The sequence below is a fragment of the Streptomyces sp. ISL-98 genome (assembly GCF_018614055.1).
In the GTDB taxonomy this organism is placed as follows: domain Bacteria; phylum Actinomycetota; class Actinomycetes; order Streptomycetales; family Streptomycetaceae; genus Streptomyces; species Streptomyces spiramyceticus.
On sequence record NZ_JAGGPB010000034.1, the window covers coordinates 348,203 to 370,182 of the forward strand.

20 protein-coding genes and 2 pseudogenes are annotated in these 21,980 nt (G+C 70.1%); 14 read left to right on the plus strand and 8 right to left on the minus strand.

All coding sequences use genetic code 11. The features are described 5' to 3' along the window. Window positions 1–59: 59 nt before the first annotated feature. A complete protein-coding gene (locus tag J7I98_RS23895; RefSeq protein WP_214925085.1) occupies window positions 60–470 on the plus strand; it encodes a helix-turn-helix domain-containing protein in 411 nt (136 codons plus the stop codon). Between the two features lie 182 nt (window positions 471–652). Then, on the plus strand, window positions 653–898 hold the full coding sequence (locus J7I98_RS23900) for a hypothetical protein (protein WP_214925086.1): 246 nt from the start codon (window positions 653–655) through the stop codon (window positions 896–898). 26 nt (window positions 899–924) lie between these two features. Here the strand turns inward: J7I98_RS23900 and J7I98_RS23905 are convergent. From J7I98_RS23905 to J7I98_RS23915, 3 genes and pseudogenes are all read right to left on the minus strand, one after another. Beyond that, window positions 925–1,080: pseudogene (locus J7I98_RS23905) on the minus strand (pyridoxamine 5'-phosphate oxidase family protein); the annotation flags it as partial. Between the two features lie 98 nt (window positions 1,081–1,178). Beyond that, window positions 1,179–1,661 carry a DUF456 domain-containing protein gene (locus J7I98_RS23910; RefSeq protein ID WP_214925088.1) on the minus strand — a complete coding sequence of 161 codons (483 nt, stop codon included), beginning with the start codon at window positions 1,659–1,661 and terminating at the stop codon, window positions 1,179–1,181. A gap of 90 nt (window positions 1,662–1,751) precedes the next feature. Then, a complete protein-coding gene (locus tag J7I98_RS23915; RefSeq protein WP_214925091.1) occupies window positions 1,752–2,744 on the minus strand; it encodes a helix-turn-helix domain-containing protein in 993 nt (330 codons plus the stop codon). A gap of 134 nt (window positions 2,745–2,878) precedes the next feature. Here J7I98_RS23915 and J7I98_RS23920 point away from each other — a divergent pair, with 134 nt between their 5' ends. The 3 genes from J7I98_RS23920 to J7I98_RS23930 all read left to right on the plus strand — a co-directional run bounded on the left by J7I98_RS23920 (window position 2,879) and on the right by J7I98_RS23930 (window position 6,730). Further along, complete coding sequence (locus tag J7I98_RS23920) at window positions 2,879–4,324, plus strand: protein phosphatase 2C domain-containing protein (RefSeq protein WP_214925093.1); 1,446 nt, start codon at window positions 2,879–2,881, stop codon at window positions 4,322–4,324. Window positions 4,325–4,402: 78 nt separating this feature from the next. Then, window positions 4,403–6,145: a pyruvate dehydrogenase gene (locus tag J7I98_RS23925; protein ID WP_214925096.1), complete on the plus strand. Its 1,743-nt coding sequence runs from the start codon at window positions 4,403–4,405 to the stop codon at window positions 6,143–6,145. 153 nt (window positions 6,146–6,298) lie between these two features. Continuing rightward, entirely contained in the window at window positions 6,299–6,730 is a 432-nt protein-coding gene (locus tag J7I98_RS23930; protein ID WP_214925100.1) for an ATP-binding protein, read from the plus strand. Between the two features lie 48 nt (window positions 6,731–6,778). Here the strand turns inward: J7I98_RS23930 and J7I98_RS23935 are convergent, their stop codons facing one another. Further along, on the minus strand, window positions 6,779–7,834 hold the full coding sequence (locus J7I98_RS23935) for a DUF2637 domain-containing protein (protein WP_214925101.1): 1,056 nt from the start codon (window positions 7,832–7,834) through the stop codon (window positions 6,779–6,781). Window positions 7,835–8,027: 193 nt separating this feature from the next. Then, window positions 8,028–8,921: a (2Fe-2S)-binding protein gene (locus J7I98_RS23940; RefSeq protein ID WP_214925102.1), complete on the minus strand. Its 894-nt coding sequence runs from the start codon at window positions 8,919–8,921 to the stop codon at window positions 8,028–8,030. Between the two features lie 124 nt (window positions 8,922–9,045). Here J7I98_RS23940 and J7I98_RS23945 point away from each other — a divergent pair, with 124 nt between their 5' ends. Beyond that, entirely contained in the window at window positions 9,046–9,810 is a 765-nt protein-coding gene (locus tag J7I98_RS23945) for a GntR family transcriptional regulator (RefSeq protein WP_214925103.1), read from the plus strand. Between the two features lie 51 nt (window positions 9,811–9,861). Here J7I98_RS23945 and J7I98_RS23950 read toward each other — a convergent pair whose 3' ends face one another. The 3 genes from J7I98_RS23950 to J7I98_RS23960 form a co-directional block, all read right to left on the minus strand. Further along, window positions 9,862–10,659, minus strand: coding sequence for a hypothetical protein (locus tag J7I98_RS23950; RefSeq protein ID WP_214925220.1), 798 nt, complete (start codon window positions 10,657–10,659; stop codon window positions 9,862–9,864). Window positions 10,660–10,757: 98 nt separating this feature from the next. Further along, on the minus strand, window positions 10,758–11,249 hold the full coding sequence (locus tag J7I98_RS23955) for an SRPBCC family protein (RefSeq protein WP_214925105.1): 492 nt from the start codon (window positions 11,247–11,249) through the stop codon (window positions 10,758–10,760). A 30-nt stretch (window positions 11,250–11,279) separates the two neighbouring features. Next, window positions 11,280–12,995 carry a PucR family transcriptional regulator ligand-binding domain-containing protein gene (locus J7I98_RS23960; protein ID WP_214925111.1) on the minus strand — a complete coding sequence of 572 codons (1,716 nt, stop codon included), beginning with the start codon at window positions 12,993–12,995 and terminating at the stop codon, window positions 11,280–11,282. 340 nt (window positions 12,996–13,335) lie between these two features. Between J7I98_RS23960 and J7I98_RS23965 the strand changes: the two genes are divergently transcribed. From J7I98_RS23965 to J7I98_RS24000, 8 genes and pseudogenes are all read left to right on the plus strand, one after another. After that, complete coding sequence (locus J7I98_RS23965) at window positions 13,336–14,226, plus strand: xanthine dehydrogenase family protein subunit M (protein ID WP_214925114.1); 891 nt, start codon at window positions 13,336–13,338, stop codon at window positions 14,224–14,226. Between the two features lie 2 nt (window positions 14,227–14,228). Beyond that, on the plus strand, window positions 14,229–14,819 hold the full coding sequence (locus tag J7I98_RS23970; protein WP_214925115.1) for a (2Fe-2S)-binding protein: 591 nt from the start codon (window positions 14,229–14,231) through the stop codon (window positions 14,817–14,819). Between the two features lie 2 nt (window positions 14,820–14,821). Further along, complete coding sequence (locus J7I98_RS23975) at window positions 14,822–17,206, plus strand: xanthine dehydrogenase family protein molybdopterin-binding subunit (RefSeq protein ID WP_214925122.1); 2,385 nt, start codon at window positions 14,822–14,824, stop codon at window positions 17,204–17,206. A gap of 275 nt (window positions 17,207–17,481) precedes the next feature. Next, entirely contained in the window at window positions 17,482–18,948 is a 1,467-nt protein-coding gene (locus tag J7I98_RS23980) for an NCS2 family permease (RefSeq protein WP_214925125.1), read from the plus strand. Window positions 18,949–18,985: 37 nt separating this feature from the next. Next, window positions 18,986–20,140 (plus strand): XdhC family protein, encoded by a 1,155-nt coding sequence (locus J7I98_RS23985; protein ID WP_214925128.1) that lies wholly within the window; start codon window positions 18,986–18,988, stop codon window positions 20,138–20,140. Window positions 20,141–20,167: 27 nt separating this feature from the next. Then, complete coding sequence (locus tag J7I98_RS23990) at window positions 20,168–20,617, plus strand: DUF2809 domain-containing protein (protein WP_308377905.1); 450 nt, start codon at window positions 20,168–20,170, stop codon at window positions 20,615–20,617. A gap of 153 nt (window positions 20,618–20,770) precedes the next feature. After that, window positions 20,771–21,010 (plus strand): annotated as a pseudogene (locus tag J7I98_RS23995) (recombinase family protein); the annotation flags it as partial. A gap of 46 nt (window positions 21,011–21,056) precedes the next feature. Then, a complete protein-coding gene (locus J7I98_RS24000) occupies window positions 21,057–21,293 on the plus strand; it encodes an HNH endonuclease signature motif containing protein (protein ID WP_308377906.1) in 237 nt (78 codons plus the stop codon). Window positions 21,294–21,980 lie beyond the last annotated feature (687 nt).

The window sequence follows — 21,980 nt, forward strand, 5'->3', positions numbered from 1 at the left end:
GCTGGTCCCATGGACACCCCACGGCCCATGACATGACACGGAGTGGCAGGATGAGCCTCATGGCTGCTGAAGATCGCGCGCCCAGCCCAAGCGCGCGGACCCAGCTCACAGACCTCGTGCGTGAGCGGAAGGCTGCGCTTGGGCTGAGCTATGAGCGCCTCGCCAAGCGATGCGTGGACCCGGAAACCGGCGAGATGCCGGTGAAGTCGTCATGGCTGCACCGCCTGGTAACCGGGCTGCCCGTTATCTCTCCGGACCTGTCGCAGTTGCAAGCCCTCGCGGCGGGCCTAGACGTCCCGCTGGGGCGGATTCAGGACGCGGCTGGCGCGCAGTTCTTCGGTATCGACGTGGTGCCAGCGCGCTCGGGCGAGGTTCGAGCCTTGGTGGAGCGTGCCGACCGGATGTCTCCCGAGCAGTTGGAGCAGCTCCTTCGCCTGTTGGACACCTTTACGCCAGGCGATCAGGCGTAGGCATATTCCTCTGGCCAAAACGCGTACGCACGGTAGTTCCCTGGTCTACATGTAGTCAGAAGTGATTGAAGATGACAGCATTGAGCTGCATCCGCCTGGGGGGCGCGAGGTAGAGGGACTAGCCTGCTACGACGTTCGGTCGAACATGCGATCGAACGCGTGGGTCGCGCCAAGGGGGTCTCATGGAGGACAGCCGCAACCACCGCCTTCGCTTCGAGCTGAGCGACCTGGTTCCAGAGGGGAGTGGCGTGGTTCGAGTGCAGCGGCAGGACGAGACGCTGCTGGTGGTACGGCCCGATGAGCCGCTGACCCCAGCGCTTACCGCCGAGATCAACCGCCACCTTGCCCACGGGCATGCGCGCGTTCTCGGCGCCGAGCCTTCGTCGTTCGAGGAGCCAGCCAGACCCCATCCAAGCAGCGACTTTTAAAGGCGGCTTTCGCAGGCGTTCGATGTGCCGAGGGCGTGCCCGCCGATCAGGATCGTCCCGTCGTCCTGCGGGAAGAAGCCGACCGGATTGGCCTGCGGCCGACCCGTGGGATCGACGGTCGCCATACGCCCCAGGCGCTGCGTCTTGAGGTACGCGCGCTCGGCATCGCTGAATGCGGTCATGGCGTCAGCCTCACACGCGCACCCCGCCCAGCACATCGGAAACATGTCCTAGGACTTCAGGAGGGCGGGCTTCGGGCGGGCTTCGCTGTCGGCGGGCTTCAGCCCCAGATCAGTGCGCCCACCCAGGCCCCCACCACCAGCAGGCACGTGAACAGCTCGACCAGCACCGGGTAGCCGACGGCGCGCATGACCGTACGCGTGGACGCCCAGCCGCCCCCGTGGCTGCCCAGCCGCGCCCGCTCCACGCCGTAGATCCCGCCGACGAAACCCGGGATCGCGCCCACCACGGGCAGCAGGAAGAAGCCGCCGATGGCGGCGGCCCCGCCCACCAGGAGCGTCCGCAGCGGAACCCCGGCCTCGCTGTGGCGGCGGGTCGGCAGCAGGGGTCTCAGCGCCACGTTGAGCAGCAGCACACAGGTGGCGCCGATCAGTACGGCCCAGGCGACCACCGTTTTGTCCTCCAGCGCCCACCACACCACCGACGCCCACACGATGGCCTGCCCCGGCACACCCGGCACCAGGACACCGAGCAGGCCGAGCAGCATCACCAGGCCGACGGCGACGAGCTGCCACACACCCATCTGCCAAGGGTGCAGGAGAGGGAGCGTTCTCGCAGGTCAAGGCGGCCCGGCCGGGGTGGGGCACTGACTGGTCGAGCCCGCCCGGACGGGTCAGTCGCGGGCCACCCAGCCGCGCTCGTACGCATGCCAGCCCAGCTGTAGCCGGGTCGTCACGCCCGCCAGCTCCATCAGCCCCTTCACGCGCCGCTGCACGGTCCGCAGGCCCAGCTCCAGCTGCTTGGCGACGCTCGCGTCCGTCATCCCGGCGAGCAGCAGCGATAGCACCTGGAGATCGACGGCATCGGGCCCGGGCACCGCTTCTTCGGCCATCGCCGCACCGGCCCCACCCGCCCGGAGGCGCAGCGGCCGCGCCTCCCGCCACACCGCCTCGAAGAGGCCCATCAGCGACTCCAGCAGTCCGCTCGCATGGACGACGAGAGCGGCGGGGTCGGCGCCGCGCCCCGTAAGCGGCACCATCGCCGTGCTCCGGTCCGCCACGACGAGCTTGGTCGGCACCGTGTCCACCACCCGGACCTGCTCGTCGCGCCCCAGCGCGATGGAGAGTTCGACGATCCCGGCGGGCAGCGTGAGCACCTCGCGCTCGACCACCACCCGGTACATCACACCGCGCGACGCCGCCCGCTCCTCCGCCTCGTTGTCCGTGCCCGACACTCCATTCGGCCTCCCGGTCACCAGGGCGCACACCTCCTCGGCCGCCCCGAGCCGGAGCTGGTTGAAGCGGTGGGCGACCGCGTCGGCGCCCGTCACGACCTCGACCAGATCGTGCACGGCCGGCTTGTCCGCCTCCACCCGGTACTCCTGCGCGAGCAGCGCCGCCGTCAGCTCCGCCTGCTCCAGCTCGTGCCGCTGCCGGGTGAGCAACGCGCCCAGCGCGACGCCCGGCGGCGCCGCCACCCAGCGTCCCGTACGGGTGGACGACCGGGCGGCGAGCCCCTGCCGCTCCAGGCGGCGCAGCGCCCGCTCCGTGTCGGCCTCGGGCAGCGCCAGCCGGTGCGCCAGATCGGGCACCTCCGCCGCTCCTACAGCGACGAGCACGCGGTACGCCGACTCCTGCGCCTCGTCCAGACCAATGGCTCCCAGCATCCCCCGAACCCCTCCCGGACGATCCGATTCCGCACCGTCCCCCTGATCTTCCCCGACGGCGCTCCCCACGTCCGCGCGGACCACTTTTTCCCGTTGCCCCGTTTCGTACGCCCCCAGCGGTAGAAAATAGGGACATGAGCCAGCAGGGGGAGAGGCACACCACGAACGAGGACGAGTGGTGGGGCCGACTGTACGACGAGACCGCCCCGGACACGGGCCCCGCACAGCCGGGCGACACCCTGGACGACAGATTCGACTCCGCCGTGGACACAGTCGCGGAGCCACCGCCTCCACCCCCGCCCGCATCCGCATCCGCGCCCCCACCCCCGCCTGCGGCGAAACGGTCACCCTCACCCCCTGTCATGCCCAGCCCGCGCGCCCCCTGGGAGCCCCCGGAAGCGCCGCCCGCACCGCCCTCCCCGGGGGACGCGCCCCCGGAGGCCTGGCGCCCCACGCCCCACCACATCCCCGAGGCCCGCACCGCCTGGGACGCGACCGCACCCCCCGAAGCCTGGCAGCCACCGCCGGCCACCCCCTCGCCACAGCAGCAGCAGCCACAGGCACAACCACAGCCGCAACCAGACCCCCACAGCCACCCGCCCCGCCCCCGCACCGACCACGTCGGTGACGGGCCGCCCACCTACGACGCCGAGCCCACCGCGCTCCCCGTGGCCGACCCGAACGAGCTGCGGACCCTCGTCGCCGACACCGTGCTCGACGGCGCCCAGTACGGGACGTACACCCTGCGGGCCGCATCCATCCGCGGCGACTCCGCCCGCTACCGCGGCGAACCCCGCCGCGACGCACTGCTCACCGCCCGCTTCGGCCACGGCGACGACGCGCTCGTCCTCGTCGCCGTGGCCGGCGGCGTGCGCGCCGCCGAGAGCGCGCACCTCGCCGCGGCCGACGCCTGTCGCTGGATCGGCGGGGCCGTCGGCCGCAGTCACGCACGCCTCGCCGATGACATACGGGCGGGCCGCAGGGGCGACCTCAAGTCGGGACTGCACCGCCTCACCGACCGCACCTACGGCAAACTGCGCGCCGGTGCCTCCCAACTCGACCTGGACGCCGAGGAGTACACGGCGAGCCTGCGCTGCCTGCTGCTGTCCGCCGACCCGCAATGCAGGACCCGGGTCTTCTTCGGCGTCGGCGCGGGTGGGCTGTTCCGCCTGCGCGACGGCGCCTGGCAGGACCTGGAGCCACTGGTCCCCGAGCCCGGGGCCGGCACCGGTGAGCCCGTGGTCGGCTTCGGCTCGGTCCCCGCCGAGACCTCCGACGGCGACCGCCTCACCATGGACCTCGGCATTACGACGCCCCCGTCGCCGTACGTCGAGAGCGAGCCCCCGCCCAACGAGCCGTTCCGCTTCCGGGCATCGGTGGCCCGCCCGGGTGACACCCTCGTGCTGTGCAGCGGCGGCCTCGCCGAGCCCCTGCGCGGTGAGCCCGCCCTCGGCAAGGAGCTCGCCGAACGCTGGGCCCCCACCGAGCCGCCGGGCCTCGCCGAGTACCTCGCGGACGTCGGCCTGAGGGTGAAGGGTTACGCCGACGACCGGACGGCGGTGGCCGTCTGGGAGGCGTAACGGCGTACGCCATGGGTTGATGGGAACGGCAACGGCACACGACCGACCGTCTCCCCCGCCGAAAGGGTGTGCGCATCAATGGCCAAGCAGAAAGTGGCGGAGCAGTTTGTCGACATCCTCGTCCGCGCAGGGGTCCAACGCCTCTACGGTGTCGTCGGCGACAGCCTCAACCCCGTCGTCGACGCCGTCCGCCGCACCTCCGGGATCGAGTGGATCCAGGTCAGGCACGAGGAGGCCGCGGCCTTCGCCGCCGGCGCCGAGGCCCAGCTCACCGGCCGGCTCGCGGCCTGCGCGGGCTCCTGCGGCCCCGGCAACCTGCACCTGATCAACGGCCTCTACGATGCCCACCGCTCCATGGCCCCGGTCCTCGCCCTCGCGTCGCAGATCCCGTCCAGCGAGATCGGCCTGGGCTATTTCCAGGAGACGCACCCCGACCAGCTGTTCCGCGAGTGCAGCCACTACAGCGAGCTGATCTCCAGCACCAAGCAGATGCCGCGCGTCCTGCAGAGCGCGATCCAGCACGCGGTCGGCCGCAGTGGCGTCAGCGTGGTCTCCATGCCTGGCGACGTCGCGTCGGACACCGTCCCCGAACGGGCGCTGGAACACGCGCTGGTGACCTCCCGTCCGACCGTACGCCCGGCCGACACCGAGATCGACAAGCTCGTCCGGCTGATCGACGACGCGGACCGGATCACGCTCTTCTGCGGCAGTGGCACGGCCGGCGCGCACGCGGAGGTCATGCAGTTCGCCGAGCGGGTCAAGTCCCCGGTCGGGCACGCCCTGCGCGGCAAACAATGGATTCAGTACGCCAACCCCTACGACGTAGGCATGAGCGGCCTTCTCGGCTACGGCGCGGCGTACGAAGCCACACACGAATGCGACCTGCTGATCCTGCTCGGCACCGATTTCCCCTACAACGACTTCCTCCCCGACGACGTCAAGATCGCCCAGGTCGATGTGCGGCCCGAGCACCTGGGCCGTCGCTCCAAGCTCGATCTGGCGGTCTGGGGCGACGTACGCGAGACGCTGCGCTGTCTGACGCCGCGCGTGAAGGCCAAGACCAGCCGCAAGTTCCTCGACCGGATGCTGAAGAAGCACGCGGACGCCCTCGAAGGCGTGGTGAAGGCCTACACCCGCAAGGTCGAGAAGCGGGTCCCGATCCATCCCGAGTACGTCGCTTCGGTCCTCGACGAACTGGCCGACGACGACGCCGTGTTCACGGTCGACACGGGCATGTGCAACGTCTGGGCGGCCCGCTACATCACCCCCAACGGGCGGCGCAGCATCATCGGATCCTTCACCCACGGATCGATGGCCAACGCCATGCCGCAGGCGATCGGCGCCCAGTTCACCGACCGTAGGCGTCAGGTGATTTCGATGTCCGGCGACGGCGGATTCAGCATGCTGATGGGCGACTTCCTCACCCTCGTCCAGTACGACCTGCCGGTGAAGGTGATCGTCTTCAACAACTCCTCCCTCAGCATGGTCGAGCTGGAAATGCTGGTCGACGGCCTGCCGTCGCACGGCACGGAGAACAAGAACCCGGACTTCGCGGCGGTCGCGCGCGCGTGCGGCGCGTACGGCGTGCGCGTGGAGAAGCCGAAACATCTGGCGGGAGCGCTCAAGGACGCCTTCCGCCACAAGGGCCCGGCCCTGGTCGACGTGGTGACCGACCCGAATGCCCTGTCGATGCCGCCGAAGATCCGCGCCGACATGGTGAGCGGCTTTGCGCTGTCCGCAAGCAAGGTCGTGCTGGACGGCGGGGTGGGCCGGATGCTCCAGATGGCGCGCTCGAACCTGCGCAACGTACCGAGGCCGTGAGCGACTTATGGCCGAAACCCCTGAGAAGGGGAATCCACCTGCTTTAGCTGGGGGAGGACGTCAATCATGGGCATGAGTGCCTGTGCACGTGCGGGGCATGCATTGCGTGAACCAGTTCGAGAAGCATGACCGGTCGGTGTGCGGGTGGGGGATATGACAGGGAAACAGGCGAGCGGGCGGGGTCCGGCCGCACGCGCTCAGTTACGACGCAGACTGGCCCGCGCGGATCTCGCGGCGGTTCCCGAAGTGCGGCGCGCTCTGCGCGACCTGCTGAGGCACCGCGGACGCCGGGAGTGTTCGGAGGTCGCCGAGCTCCTCACCACGGAGCTCGTGACCAATGCCCTCGTCCATACGGAGCACGACGCGGAGGTCACCGCGACCGTGAGCGTCTCCAGACTCCGTGTCGAGGTACGGGACTTCGTGGCACGGCACCCCACATTGCGCGCACCGGTCGCCGACGACGGTACGAACGGCAGGGGACTCGTCCTGGTCCAGGCACTCGCCGACGCATGGGGCGTAAAGGCGCACGGGGTAGGGAAAGCGGTGTGGTTCGAGCTGGACATGGCGGGCGGCGGACCGGCGTAAGAGACCGGCCCACCACCGCCATGGTCACCTGCTGAGCAGGGAACCTGCTCAGCCGAACTGCTGCTCAAGGTCCTTGAGCTTGCGCTCAAGAGAGTCGAGCCGGGGCAGAGCCTGCGTGTCGTCCTCGGCGGTGAGGTCGACGGTCGTGATCGGCTTGTCAGAGCCTCTGACTGCCTGGAGGGAGGGCCTTTGTCGAAGCGGCAGTTGTCCCGGCTCTGCTATGGCGGGCTCCGCGACGACCTGCGCCGGCGCGGAGCCCGATCCAGGGGCGATGCCCGTGACTTCGACCTGCCTTCCGCCGCGACCGCGGCCCCAGGCCCTGTGCTGCCGGTTGATGGCCTTTATCTGGGCGCGCTCCAGCCTGTGGTGATCGCGTCGGCGGATGCGGTTCTGCTCCTTCTCGCGCACGTCCTCGCGGACTTCCTCGACCGCCTCGTCGAGTGTGCGTACACCTTCGAGCAGCATCAGCGACCAGGCCCCGAAGGTCTCTCTGGGGGCTCTCAGCCACCGAACGATCCGGATCTGCGGCAGCGGACGGGGCACCAGGCCCTGCTCGCGGAGCGCGGCTCTTCGGGTCTGCTTCAGCGCGCGGTCGAAAAGCACCGCCGCCGAGAGCGACATGCCCGCGAAGAACTGCGGAGCGCCGTCGTGGCCGAGGCCCCGGGGCGCGTGCACCCAGTTGAACCATGCGGCGGCGCCGGCGAACAGCCAGACCAGGAGCCGTGAGCCGAGGGCGGCGTCGCCATGGCTCGCCTCGCGCACGGCGAGCACTGAGCAGAACATCGCTGCGCCGTCGAGGCCGAAGGGGACGAGGTATTCCCAGCCGCCGGTGAGGCTCAGGTTCTGCCGGCCGAAGCCGACCAGGCCGTGGAAGGAGAGTGCGGCGGCGACCGCCGCGCAGCAGAAGAGCAGCAGATACGACGCGATCCCGTAGATCGCCTCCTTGCGCCTGCGCCGCTCTTCGGTACGTTCCCAGGAGTCGTCGGCTGCGGCCTTGCCACCGGCGCGCTTGCCGCGCGCAAGCACCGCAACCGCCGCCAGGACCCCCGCCAGCATCACGCCACCCGGAAGCAGCCAGTCCAGCGATATGTCGGTCAGTCTCATGCGGTGTCCCTTGCATCGCGGTAGGGCGTTTCGGGCGCCATATTGGCGGAATCCAAGTGACCCAAAGGGGGTTTCGATGCAAGAGGGCGCCAACGGAGTGTCAGGGCATACGGATAGGTGCGTTCTGGTCGAACCACCGTACGCAGAGGGCGGATTGGGTTCGATTTAGGTCACTGGATCGGGTGGCGTGCCGTCAGACGGCGGCGACGGCGGAAGCCGCCGTCGCGGCGGCTTCCTCGCTCAGCTTCCGTACGCGCTCGGCGTCGCACGTACGGGGACACGTCACGCAGGTGTCCTCGGGCCGCAGCGTGTAGAAGAGGCAGCAGCTCGCCCGGTCGCGCGTTGGCAGCGATTCGCCGTTCGGTCCGGTCAGCTCGCGGAAGCCTGCGGTGCCGGCGTACGGCTTGGTCGTACCCGGCAGCAGCTCCTCCAGTTCCCGCATCGCGCGCCGCTCGTCACCCAGCTGATGGGCGATGTACCAGAGCCCTTCCACGATCTCGTCCGTGACCATGCCCCACAGTGCGCGCTTCCCGCGCCGCATCCGCGGCCCGAAGCCGTTGAGGACGGGCCCGAGGTGCGCGGCGACGGCGTCCCGCACCTCGCCGCGCAGGGCTTCCTCGTCCCGTACGACGCGGGCGCCGGGAAGGGTGGCGGCGGGGTCGTCGGGCAGGCACGCGAAGTCCCGTACGCGTACGGCCATCCGGCCCAGCGTGCGCTGGAAGGCAACGTCCTCGACGGGCATGCGCGGCACCCGGCGCTGCAGAAACCACGGCACCGTAATGAGGAGGCAGGCGGGCCAGGCGTAACGGTGCAGACCGAAACTGGCGACGACGTCGGGGCGGGCCTGCTGGCCGTAATCACGCAGAACCTGCGCGTTGTCCCAGGCCAGGAAGGTGTCGAGCGCGGTGCCACCGGCGGCCAGCTCGGCCGCGCCGACCCAGCCCGCTGCGCCGGGGGCCTGCTCGCCGTCCGGGATCTCCTGGATCCGCAGGCCGGGAAAGGCCTCGGTGAGACGGGCGTACGAGGCCGCGACGGGAGACGCGGTGACGCCGGTGAGAACAGCGGGGACGGTCGTGGGGACGGTCATGCAGAGACCACCGAATCGCGATCGTTGGCAGGTAAGCCTTACCTTACCCGATCGTTTCGAGGTTTGAACTGAGACCTGGGCCGCCTATCGTGCATATGGGGCACAGCACCGGAGGAGACGTCATATGGAGCAGTCGCGGGCGCAGGGCGGAGCGCGCGAAGCCGCGTACCCACACGTCCCCGCGATCCCCGTCGCCCCAGCCGTCGGTGTCCCGGAACAGGCCCGTGGCGAACACACCCACAGCGAGCCCCCCGCCCCGCGCGTCGTCCAGCGTCACTCGGTCCGGGGCCAGATACTCGACGCCCTGCGCGCGGCCCTGGTCAGCGGCGAGCTGATACCCGGCGAGGTCTACTCCGGCCCGGCCCTCGGCGCCCGCTTCGGCGTCTCGGCGACGCCCGTACGAGAGGCGATGCAGCAGCTGTCCCTCGAAGGCGCGGTGGAAGTGGTCCCCAACCGGGGTTTCCGCGTCACGGTCCGCAGCGCAGTGGAACTGGCGGAGCTGGCGGAAGTGCGCTCCCTGATCGAAGTCCCCATCATGCTCCGCCTGGCCCGCACGGTCCCGGCCGACCGGTGGTGCGACCTGCGCCCCCTGGCCGAAGCCACCACGGCAGCAGCGGCAACGGGCGACCGGGCGGCGTACGCGGAGTCGGACCGCGCGTTCCACGGGGCGGTGCTCGCTCTGTCGGGCAACCGGCAACTCGTAGCCGTGGCCGACGACCTCCACCGCCGCTCCCAATGGCCCCTGCTGACGGGCGACCCCCTGGGCCGCAGGGCAGACCTCCTGGCAGACGCGGCGGAACACCTGGCGCTGCTGGACGCCCTGGTGGCCCAGGACCTGACGGTGGTCCAGTCGCTGGTCCGCGAGCACTTCGCGGGCGCGGACCGCTGACGGCCGATCAGAGGCGGCCCTCCTGGTTGCAGAAGCAACCCATGCAGTGGGTCAGACCGCCGGCCCCGGGGTCATCGGGGTCAGTTGTGCTGCCAGCCATGTTGGTACGCCGTCCAGGAGGCGGAACAGGCGGGCTGCTTCCGCGCGCAGGCGGGTTGCCTCCGGTTCTGGTTCCGCGTCTGCCAGGGCTGCCAGTGCGGGGGCCGTGCCGACCAGGTAGCCCAGTTCCTCCCGTATCCGCAGCGACTCCGCGAAGCCGTGCCTCGCGTCTGCCAACTCGCCCTCCCTCAGGGCCAGTCCGGCCAGGTGGCGCCATGTGAAGGAGAGCAGCAGCGTCTCGTCGTTGGCCGTGGCGCCCGCGTGGGCGCGGCGGTAGGCGGCGAGGGCCGACTGCGGGGAGTCGGAGATGTGCTCGGCGACCAGGCCCCGGCGGAAGTCCAGCAGGGGGCGAGCCGCCGCCGTCGGGGAGAGCAGGGCCGCTGCCCTGCCGAGCGCGGCGCGTGCCTCGTCGGCCCGGTCGCGGGCGCCGAGCACCGTCGAGGCGTACGCGAGCTGGCCGCGTTCGCACGCCGCCGCACCGCGCTCGTCGTCCTCCCGGGCGACGGCTTCCGCCGTACGCAGGGCGTCTTCCGCCTCCGCCCAGCCTCGCTCCGTGAACAGGCAGCGCTCGACGAGCAGCGATGCTCGCTGCAGCGCGGCGGCGGGAGTGGCGGGGGCACCCGCATGTGGTTCTAGCAGGGCCGCCGCATCGGTCCAGCAGCCGCGCGAGCGCAGCCGCCATACCGCGGTCTGGAGTGGGCTTCCGTCCCCTGCGGTTGATCCGGAACCAGACATGGCGGTATGCGCCACATTGCCCTCCCCGAGCACGCCATTGAGCTGTGAGTAGCTGTAGTGGCCGAATCTCAGCACGGAATGGCACTCCGGGCCAAGAGGTCAGGTGAACGAATTCACAATCGGCCGGTCACAGCGCCGAGTTGGCTGAGAGTAGCGGCCATTGCCGTACGCATCTTCTTCGGATACCCGGGCAACTCTACGATCAGCCGGGGGAAACGGGCCCGCGACCAGTCGTAGGTGTGCGTGACCCGGGTCGCCGTACCGTCGGGCTCCAGTTCGTAGCGCCAGCGCTGGCCGCCCACCAGCCGGCGGCCGCCCAGCTCGCCCCACGTCTCCCAGGCGATGAGCCGGTCCTGTTGGTACTCCACGACGACATTCACCGAGCGGTACGGGATGCCTCCCTGGCTCATCCCCATCGTGAACCGGTCACCGGGGCCCAGCACTTCGGGCCCCTGCGGCCTGCCCTTCAGCATGCCCGAACCGTCCAGCTCGGCGTGCCGGGCCGGTGTCGCCAGCAGCTCGAATATCTGCTGCGGCGATGCGACGACGACCTCCGAGACCGATATCGATCTCTGTCCTGCTTCCGTTGTCGGTCCCGGTTTCATGTGGAGCCCCCTCCTGAGTGCCTGCTTGCGCTAGCTCATCCTCAGGGCGAGGAAGAAGTCCAGCTTGTCCTCGAGGCGCGACAAATCGCGCCCCGTCAACTGCTCGATCCGGCCCACCCGGTAACGGAGTGTGTTGACGTGCAGGTGCAGCCTCGCCGCGCAGCGCGTCCACGAACCGTCGCAGTCGAGGAACGCTTCGAGGGTGGGGATCAGTTCCGCGCGGTGGCGCCGATCGTAGTCCCGCAGCGGATCGAGCAGACGCGCGGTGAAGGCCCTGCGTACGTCGTCGGGTACGAACGGCAGCAGCAGCACGTGCGACGCCAGCTCGTGGTGGCCCGCCGCGCAGACCCGGCCGGGGCGCGCAGCGGCGACCCGGCGGGCGTGCCGGGCCTCCTCCAGGGCGCCGCGCAGGCCCTCCGCCGAGTGCACGGCGGCGCTGACACCCAGTGTCAGCCGCCCGTCGTCGGCGAGACCGCCCGACAGCGGCTCGCGCACCGCCTCCAGGAGTACGTCGGCGTGCAGGCCCTGGTCGGAGTCCCGCACCTCGTCCTCGTCCTCGCCTTCGGCGGCCTCCCCCTCGGTCGCGATCGCCGGCAGCGGTACGAGTGCGATCGCCTCGTCACCCGCATGGGCCACCGCGATCCGGTCCGACGAGTCGGAGCCCGCCACCGCCGGGTCGACCAGGATTTCCTCCAGCAGCGTCTGTGCGACGGGCCCGCTCTGGAGAGCCCCGCCGTCCTGCCACTCGACGCGCGCCACGACGACCTGCCAGTGCGGCGCGGAGCCGAGGCCCGGCAGCAGCACCGGCGCCGCGACCCGCAGCCTGGCGGCGATCTCGGCGGGGGCCGCGCCCGTCTGGACCAGCTCCAAGACCTCCTGGGCGAGGCGGCGGCGTACCGTACGGGCCGCGTCGCGGCGGTCGCGCTCCACGGCGATCAGCTGGGTCACGCCTTGGAGCAGGTCGAGGCGGGCGGCGGGCCAGTCGCCCGCGTCCGCCTCCACGGCCAGCAGCCAGTCCGAGAGGACGCTCTCGCGCACGTCACGGGAGGCGGACACCGCGGCGGCAGCCGCGCCGCGCCCGGCGCTGCGGATCGGGAAGAGCGAGTACGTCGTGCCCTGAACGGCGGCGCGGTGCGGCGCCCGGCGGCCGGTCCGTACGGCGGCCAGATGCTCGCCCGCGAGCTTGGAGCCCACGCCGGGGGACAGCGGCGCACCGGCCCCGGCGATCTGACGTCCGGTGGGCGAGAGCACCCAGGCGTGCAGGTCCAGGTCGGAGGTCAGCAGGTCGAGGACCACCTCGGGCCCGCCGCCCGCCGGGCCCGACGTCATGAGCCTGCGGTGCCGGTCGACGACCGCCGCGAGGTCCCCGGCGCGCTCGCCGGACACCTGGCGCACCACGTACTCGGTGATGGTGGCGAAGGCGACGGCCTCGCTGACCGCGAAGAGCGGCAGCCGGTGGCGTACGCACGCCTCGACGAGGTCGTTCGGGATCGCGCCGAGCTCCGCCTCGCCCGCCGCGAGCCCGACAACGCCCGCGCCCGCCAGGAGGCGTACGAAGGGTTCGGAGTCCTCGGCCGAGTGCCGCCACGCCAGCCCGGTGAGGACCAGCTCGCCGCCCGACAGGTACCGGCTGGGGTCCCGCAGGTCGGTGGTCATCACACCGCGCACGGTGCGGTCGAGCTCGTCCTCGCCGCCGAGCAGCCGCAGGCCCAGTGCGTCGGTCTCAAGCAGTGCGCGCAGCCGCATGGGTCGCCGCCGATCTGTCTCTCGATGTTGGATGGATGTGTTCGGGTGGTTTGTCTGTCGGAGGAGGCCGTGCCTGTGGTTTCGAAAAGGCTGTGCTTGTGGCTTCCAAAAGAAAGCCGTGGGGTTACTGAGGTCACCCTTTCGTTCGAATCTACAAGACGTAAGGGGCGGCCAGCCAACTCCTTCATGGTTTCGGTGACTGCACCAGGCGGGGCCCGCCTTGTGTACTGGGGCCACGCCGCGTGAACAGCACATGAACGACTGAACGAATCAGTCGAGGGCCGGCCGTCTCCGGGCCCCAGCGCACAGCGATCAACCCGATTGAGAAGAAGAGAGCCTCATGGACTTCCTTCGCCCCGCCAGCTGGGAGGAGGCGCTCGCCGCCAAGGCCGAGCACCCCACGGCTGTGCCCATCGCGGGCGGCACCGATGTCATGGTCGAGATCAACTTCGACCACCGCCGCCCCGAGTACCTCCTGGACCTGAACCGCATCGGCGAACTGCGCGAGTGGGAGGTGGGTGAGGAGACCGTACAGCTCGGCGCCTCCGTCCCGTACACCCAGATCATGGACCACCTGCGGGCGGAACTGCCCGGTCTCGCGCTCGCCGCCCACACCGTCGGCTCGCCGCAGATCCGCAACCGCGGATCCGTCGGCGGCAACCTCGGTGCCGCTTCGCCGGCCGGGGACTCGCACCCCGCCCTGCTTTCGGCGGGCGCCGAGGTCGAGGCCGAGTCGGTGCGCGGTACGCGCCTCATTCCGGTCGAGGAGTTCTACACCGGTGTGAAGCGCAACGCGCTGGAGCCGGACGAGCTGATCAAGCGCGTCCACATCAAGAAGGCCGACGGACCGCAGCAGTTCTCCAAGGTCGGCACCCGTAACGCCATGGTCATCGCGGTCTGCGCGTTCGGTATCGCGCTGCACCCGGAGACCCGCACCGTGAAGACGGGCATCGGCTCCGCCGCCCCCACCCCGCTGCGGGCACGCGCCGCCGAGGACTTCCTCAACGCCGCGCTCGAAGAGGGCGGATTCTGGGAGAGCGGCAAGATCATCACTCCTTCGGTCGCCAAGCAGTTCGCGGAGCTCGCCTCCGGCGCCTGCAACCCGATCGACGACGTGCGCGGCACGGCGAAGTACCGCCGCCACGCGGTCGGGATCATGGCCCGCCGGACGCTGGGCTGGACCTGGGAGCAGTACCGCGGCACCGGCCGCTCGCTTGAAGGAGCTGCATAGCAATGCGCGTCAATTTCACGGTCAACGGCCGTAAGCAGGAAGCGGACGACGTCTGGGAGGGCGAGAGCCTGCTCTACGTCCTGCGCGAGCGCATGGGCCTCCCGGGCTCCAAGAACGCGTGCGAGCAGGGCGAGTGCGGTTCCTGCACGGTCCGCCTCGACGGCGTGCCCGTCTGTGCCTGTCTCGTCGCCGCCGGTCAGGTCGAAGGCCGCGAGGTCGTCACGGTCGAGGGCCTCGCAGACTTCGCCAAGCAGCGCGAAGAGGGCTGCGCCACGGGTGCCTGCGGCGGTACGTCGCTCCAGGAAGCCCGGCAGTGGCAGGCGAAGGGGACGGACTCCCAGACCGGCGAGGGCGACGAGCTCGCGCCGATCCAGCAGGCGTTCATCGACGCCGGCGCCGTGCAGTGCGGTTTCTGCACCCCGGGTCTCCTGGTCGCCGCCGACGAGCTCCTCGAGCGCAACGCCGAGCCGTCCGACGCGGACATCCGCGAGGCGCTCTCCGGCAACCTGTGCCGCTGCACCGGTTACGAGAAGATCCTTGACGCCGTCCGCCTCGCGGCCGCTCGTCAGGAACGCCAGGAAGAGGCGGTCTGATCATGGGCGTCACTGGTACCCCCACCAACATCAACCAGGGTTCGAAGACCAAGGGCGGCATCGGCGAGTCCACGCTCCGCCCCGACGGCACCCTGAAGGTCACCGGCGAGTTCGCGTACTCCTCGGACATGTGGCACGAGGACATGCTCTGGGGCCACACCCTGCGCTCCACCACGGCGCATGCCGAGATCAAGTCGATCGACACCGCCGAGGCGCTGGCGATGCCCGGCGTCTACGCCGTGCTGACGTACGACGATCTGCCGACCTCGGTGAAGAACTACGGCCTGGAGATCCAGGACACCCCGGTTCTCGCCCACGGCAAGGTCCGCCATCACGGTGAGCCGGTGGCCATCGTCGCCGCCGACCACCCGGAGACGGCCCGCCGCGCCGCCGCGAAGATCAAGATCGAGTACGTCGAGCTGCCCGTCATCACCGACGAGGCATCGGCGACCGCGCCCGACGCGCTGCTGATCCACGAGGGCCGCGACGACCACCACATCGGTCACGTCCCGCACCCGAACATCGTGCACCGCCAGCCGATCGTCCGCGGCAACGCCGACGAGGCCGCCAAGCGCGCCGACGTGATCGTCTCCGGCGAGTACGTGTTCGGCATGCAGGACCAGGCGTTCCTCGGCCCCGAGTCCGGCATGGCCGTACCCGGCGAGGACGGCGGCGTCGACCTGTACGTCGCCACCCAGTGGCTGCACTCGGACCTCAAGCAGATCGCCCCCGTCCTCGGCCTGCCCGAGGAGAAGGTCCGCATGACGCTCTCCGGCGTCGGCGGTGCCTTCGGCGGCCGCGAGGACATCTCGATGCAGATCCACGCGTGCCTGCTCGCCCTGCGTACCGGCAAGCCGGTCAAGATCGTCTACAACCGGTTCGAGTCCTTCTTCGGCCACGTGCACCGCCACCCGGCGAAGCTCTGGTACGAGCACGGCGCGACCAAGGACGGCAAGCTCACGCACATGAAGTGCCGGATCGTGCTGGACGGCGGCGCCTACGCGTCGGCCTCCCCGGCGGTCGTCGGCAACGCGTCGTCGCTGAGCGTCGGCCCGTACGTCGTCGAGGACGTCGACATCGAGGCCATCGCGCTCTACACGAACAACCCGCCCTGCGGCGCCATGCGCGGCTTCGGCGCGGTCCAGGCGTGCTTCGCCTACGAGGCACAGATGGACAAGCTCGCGGCGAAGCTCGACATGGACCCCGTGGAGTTCCGCAGACTCAACGCCATGGAGCAGGGCACGCTCCTGCCGACCGGCCAGCCGTGCGACTCCCCGGCGCCCGTCGCCGAGCTGCTGCGCCGCATCAAGGCCATGCCGATGCCGCCCGAGCAGCAGTGGCTCGCGGCCGGTGAGCAGGCGGACGTACGCGCCCTGCCCGGCGGTCTGTCGAACACCACGCACGGCGAAGGCGTCGTACGCGGTGTCGGCTACGCGGTCGGCATCAAGAACGTCGGCTTCTCCGAGGGCTTCGACGACTACTCCACCGCCCGCGTGCGGATGGAGGTCATCAACGGCGAGCCGGTCGCGACCGTGCACACCGCCATGGCCGAGGTCGGCCAGGGCGGCGTCACCGTCCACGCGCAGATCGCGCGCACCGAGCTGGGCGTCACGCAGGTGACGATCCACCCGGCCGACACCCAGGTCGGCTCGGCCGGCTCCACCTCCGCCTCCCGTCAGACGTACGTCACGGGTGGCGCGGTGAAGCACACCTGCGAGAACGTCCGCGAGAAGGTCCTGGAGATCGGCCGCGCGAAGTTCGGCTCCTACCACCCGGCCTGGGCCACCGCCGAGCTGCTGCTCGAAGGCGGCAAGGTCGTCACCGACGGCGGCGAGGTCCTGGCCGACCTGGTCGACGTACTCGAAGGCGAGTCGGTGGACCTGGAGCTGGAGTGGCGCCACCGGCCCACCGAGGCCTTCGACCTGGTGACCGGACAGGGCAACGGCCACGTCCAGTACTCCTTCGCCGCGCACCGCGCGGTCGTGGAGGTGGACACCGAGCTCGGCCTGGTCAAGGTCATCGAGCTCGCGGTCGCCCAGGACGTCGGCAAGGCGCTCAACCCGCTGTCCGTCGTCGGCCAGATCCAGGGTGGTACCACCCAGGGCCTGGGCGTCGCGGTCATGGAGGAGATCATCGTCGACCCGAAGACCGCGAAGGTGCGCAACCCCTCCTTCACGGACTACCTGATCCCCACCATCCTCGACACGCCGACCATCCCCGTCGACGTACTCGAACTGGCCGATGAGAACGCGCCGTACGGTCTGCGTGGCATCGGCGAGGCCCCCACTCTCTCGTCGACTCCGGCCGTCCTCGCGGCGATCCGGAACGCGACGGGTCTGGAACTCAACAGGACGCCGGTGAGGCCCGAACACCTCACCGGTACCTGATCCCCGGGTTCCACCGAAAGCTCCCCGGGCGGTGCCGTGCCTCCAGGAACGTCACACTTCCCCGCCTCCACCGCCCGGGGCCCCAAGTGCCGCACCGCTCGCGGCTCTTGCAACAACACCGCTCACAATTTCACCCAGGTATTACCCAGCTTTACCCTGATTTGCCCAGTTCGTCTCGGGCCGTCCCCCGGGTCGTGCAGCCAGCGCAGCATCCCAAATCCCGCGTTTCCAATCTCCATTGCGGGTGCCCCTTTGAACCTTGGGAGACAGGCACCATGACCCAGCAGTCCACAGAGCCGACCACGACGGCGGAAGATGCCGGCGCGGGAACGCGCCAGCCCGCCGGCCGGTCCTGGCTCGACCGGTACTTTCACATAACGGACAGAGGATCCACCGTAGCGACCGAGGTCCGCGGCGGCATCACCACCTTCATGGCGATGGCGTACATCCTGCTGCTCAACCCGCTGATCCTCGGCGGCAAGGATGTGGCCGGCAACGTCCTCAGCCAGCCCGCCCTCATCACCGCGACCGCACTCGCCGCCGCGGCGACCACCCTGCTCATGGGCTTCTGGGGCAAGGTCCCGCTCGCCCTCGCAGCCGGTCTCAGCGTTTCCGGTGTGCTCGCGTCGCAGGTCATCCAGGTGATGACCTGGCCGCAGGCCATGGCCATGTGTGTGGCCTACGGTGCGGTGATCTGCCTCCTGGTGGTCACCGGCCTCCGCGAGCTGATCATGAACGCGATCCCGCTCGCCCTCAAGCACGGCATCACCATGGGCATCGGCCTCTTCATCGCGCTGATCGGCCTGGTCAAGGCCGGCTTCGTGCACGAGAACCCCGCCCCCGGCGGCGGTCCCGTGTCCCTCGGCCCGGCCGGTGAGCTGGCCGGCTGGCCCGTCCTGATCTTCGCAGTCACCCTGCTGCTGATCTTCGCCCTGCAGGCGCGCAACATCCCCGGCGCCATCCTGATCGGCATCGTTGCGGGCACAGTCATCGCGGCGATCCTCAACGCGATTGCCGACATCCCGGGCAAGGCCTGGTTCTCCGGCGCACCGGAGCTGGAAGGCAGCGCGGTCTCCACCCCGGACTTCTCGCTCTTCGGCCAGGTGTCCTTCAGCGGCTTCGGAGAAGTCGGCTACATCACCGTCACCATGATCGTCTTCACCCTGGTGCTGGCGGGCTTCTTCGACGCCATGGCCACGATCATCGGTGTCGGCAGCGAGGCGAAGCTCGCCGACGACAAGGGCCGCATGCCCGGCCTGTCCAAGGCGCTGTTCATCGACGGCGCGGGCGGTGTCATCGGCGGCGTCGGCGGCGGCTCCGGCCAGACCGTCTTCGTCGAGTCGGCGACCGGTGTCGGCGAGGGTGCCCGTACGGGTCTCGCCTCCGTGGTCACCGGTGCGTTCTTCGCGGCCTGCCTCTTCTTCACCCCGCTCACCGCGATCGTGCCCCAGGAAGTCGCAGCCGCGGCCCTGGTCGTCATCGGCGCGATGATGATGCAGAACGCCAGGCACGTGGACTGGAGCGACCGCTCCGTGGCGATCCCGGTGTTCCTCACCGTGGTCCTGATGCCGTTCACCTACACCATCACCACGGGTGTGGCCGCCGGTGTCATCTCCTACGTCGTCATCAAGGTGGCGCAGGGCAAGGCCCGCGAGGTGGGCGCCTTCATGTGGGGCCTGACCGCGATCTTCATCGTGTACTTCGCGATCCACCCGATCGAGAGCTGGCTGGGCGTCAGCTGACCGCCCGAGCCCTCCACACCCCCTTAAGGAGAGAGTCATGCTGGACATCGCCGAAGAGCTCAACCGGTGGGTCGAGCAGGGACGCGACTTCGCCGTCGCCACGGTCGTGGCGACGAACGGAAGCTCGCCCCGGCAGCCGGGAGCGGCCCTCGCGGTCGACTCCGACGGCACGGCGATCGGCTCTGTCTCCGGCGGGTGTGTGGAGGGCGCTGTGTACGACCTGTGCCTGCAGGCGCTGGAGGACGGCGGCGATACCGTCCTCGAGCGCTTCGGGTACAGCGACGAGGATGCCTTCGCCGTGGGTCTGACCTGCGGCGGGATCATCGACATACTCGTCACCCCGGTACGTGTGGACTCTCCCGCCAGGGAGGTGTTCGCGGCCGCGCTGGCCACCGCCGCATGTGGGGATGCGGCGGCGGTCGCGCGGATAACCGACGGCCCGGCCGATGTCATGGGCCGCGCCCTGCTCGTACGCCCCGACGGTGCGTACGACGGATCCCTCGGCGGGCACCCGGAGCTGGACCGTACGGCGGCCGGTGAAGCCCGCGCCATGCTGGACGCGGGCCGCACCGGCACCGTCCTCATCGGCGAGGACGGCTCGCGCTGCGGGCAGCCGCTGACGCTCCTCGTCGAGTCGAGCGTCCCCGCCCCCCGCATGATCGTCTTCGGCGCCATCGACTTCGCCTCCGCCCTGGTGCGGGTGGGCAAATTCCTGAACTACCACGTGACGGTGTGCGACGCCCGGCCCGTCTTCGCCACCGCCGCCCGCTTCCCCGAGGCCGACGAGATCGTCGTCGACTGGCCGCACCGCTACCTGGAGTCGGCCGAGACCGACGGCCGTACGGTGCTGTGCGTCCTCACCCACGACGCCAAGTTCGACGTTCCGCTCCTCGAACTCGCCCTGCGGCTCCCGGTCGCGTACATCGGCGCGATGGGCTCGCGCCGCACCCACGAGGACCGCAACAAGCGGCTGCGCGAGGTCGGCGTCACCGAGCTCGAACTGGCCCGCCTGCGCAGCCCCATCGGCCTCGACCTCGGCGCCCGTACGCCCGAGGAGACCGCCCTGTCCATCGCCGCGGAGATCGTCGCGGCCCGGCGCGGCGGCAGCGGCGTCTCGCTGACCGGCGCGCACACCCCGATCCACCATGAGGGTCCGCAGGAGCCGGCGGGGCGGATCGCTTCCGTGGCCTGACAGTCGTACGGACGTACAGTGTCCGGTGTGATTGATCTTCGCCGGACCCGTGCGCTCGCGGCTGTGGCCGCGGGCCTGACACTCTGCGCCGGGCTCGGCATCCGGAGCGCGGTGGACGGCGATGTCGCCAAGTACGCAGGGGACGCGCTCTACACGGTCCTTCTGTGCACGCTCGTCGTGCTCGTCGCGCCCAGGACCAGGCCGCCGGTGGTGGCCGCCGTCGCGCTGGGCCTCAGCTGGGCGATCGAATGCGCCCAGCTCACGGGCGTGCCCGCCGAGCTGGCGGAGCGCAGCCTCGCGGCCCGTCTTGTGCTCGGCTCGACGTTCAACGCGCCCGATCTGCTCTGGTACGCCGCTGGCGCCGGGTTCTTCCTGCTCATATGCACGGTGGTGCCCCGCCCGAGCGGCCTGCGCCACGCTCGTGAGGCGAGTGCAAACGCCGGACGGCTGGAGGTATACAGCCCGTCCGGCGATTGAGGACCACGCCCAAAGGGCGTCCGGGGGGCTGGGGGCTTGCCCCAAGTTTCGGGAAGCCCCGGTGCTCCAGACTGACAGTTCTGGAGGCGTCGGGCCATGGTGGCATCTACGCAGGTCAAGCAGTCAAGGAACACGCCCGGCCCTACAACGGGCATGGAGATTCGCAACCCAGCCGTTGGAACCGCAGCAATCGAGACCCTGCGGGGCGTGCGATGCATCCGACTGTCAGTCCGGACGGATGAGACGACCAGCCCGGAGCGGCAGCGTGAAGCCGACGACATTGCAGCAGCAGCGCTCGGCATTGATTTCGGCGAGGGCGATGCGCTGCGGGAAGCCGTAGATCTGGACGTGTCGGCGTCCAAGATCCGCCCCTTTGACCGCCCGCAGCCAGGCGTACGAGAACCGGGCTTCGGTCCGGGCTCGGCGGAAGCGGCGGGAAGTGATCGCACGGGGCAACTCGGCTGCCGCTCGGCTCCGCCGGATCATCCGGAAGTCGGGGCGCTGTAACTGCGCTCGCTGCGGTCGGCATGTGCTCGCGTCGGGCATCGACGTGGACCATGTGCTACCGCTCGCCCTCGGTGGCGAGGACACGGACGACAACGTTCAACCGCTGTGCCGTCCGTGCCATCGACTCAAGACGCGTGAGGATTTCGGGGCCGGTGGGACGCCGCTCTAAGGACCATAAAGACGTTAGGACCCAGCATTAGGACGCAGTAATCTCTCGGTTCCCAGCATTGGGGCCCATATTGGTCCGAGGGCCTCCGTCCATTGCTTCCTGGAACTCTGCGGCGATCTTATCGTGGACAGACGTGGGCAGTCGGAGAAACCGATTATCTTGCAGCCTATCCCCTGGGGTTTTCACTAGCTCGGTCATGTCAAGTGTTGTCGAGTCTGGCGTGGGGGCAACGGGTGCGGCGCTGGCAGGAGAGGCGAGAGCTCCGAAGGATACGGCCCCCCCAAGGGCAGCAGCGGCAAGCACGCGCTTCATGTTGTTCATACCCTGCCAACGATCTCGAGCCGTTCGGATCACGCCCGATGCGCAGTCCCACCCGTTCGGAGGTGATCCCCCATGCCCCGAAAGCCCGCCCGCCCCCCCCGTGCAGCGTCCCCGGGTGCCCCGAACTGACCCCCTGGTGACCGTTGTGAGCCGGACAGCACGATGCCCCGCACGGCCGAGAAAGGCACGTACGGGGCAGGTATGCGGGTGGCCGATCAGCCGGCGAGGAGTGCGCTCACGACAGAGGAGAGCCCACTGGTGAGGCTGGTCACGACTGAGGTCAGGAGCGGAGCAAGCATAGAATCCCCTTGATTGAAGCTGAGTTGGGACACCGCGTGTGTCGACTAAGGGCTGTCCCGCAACGGC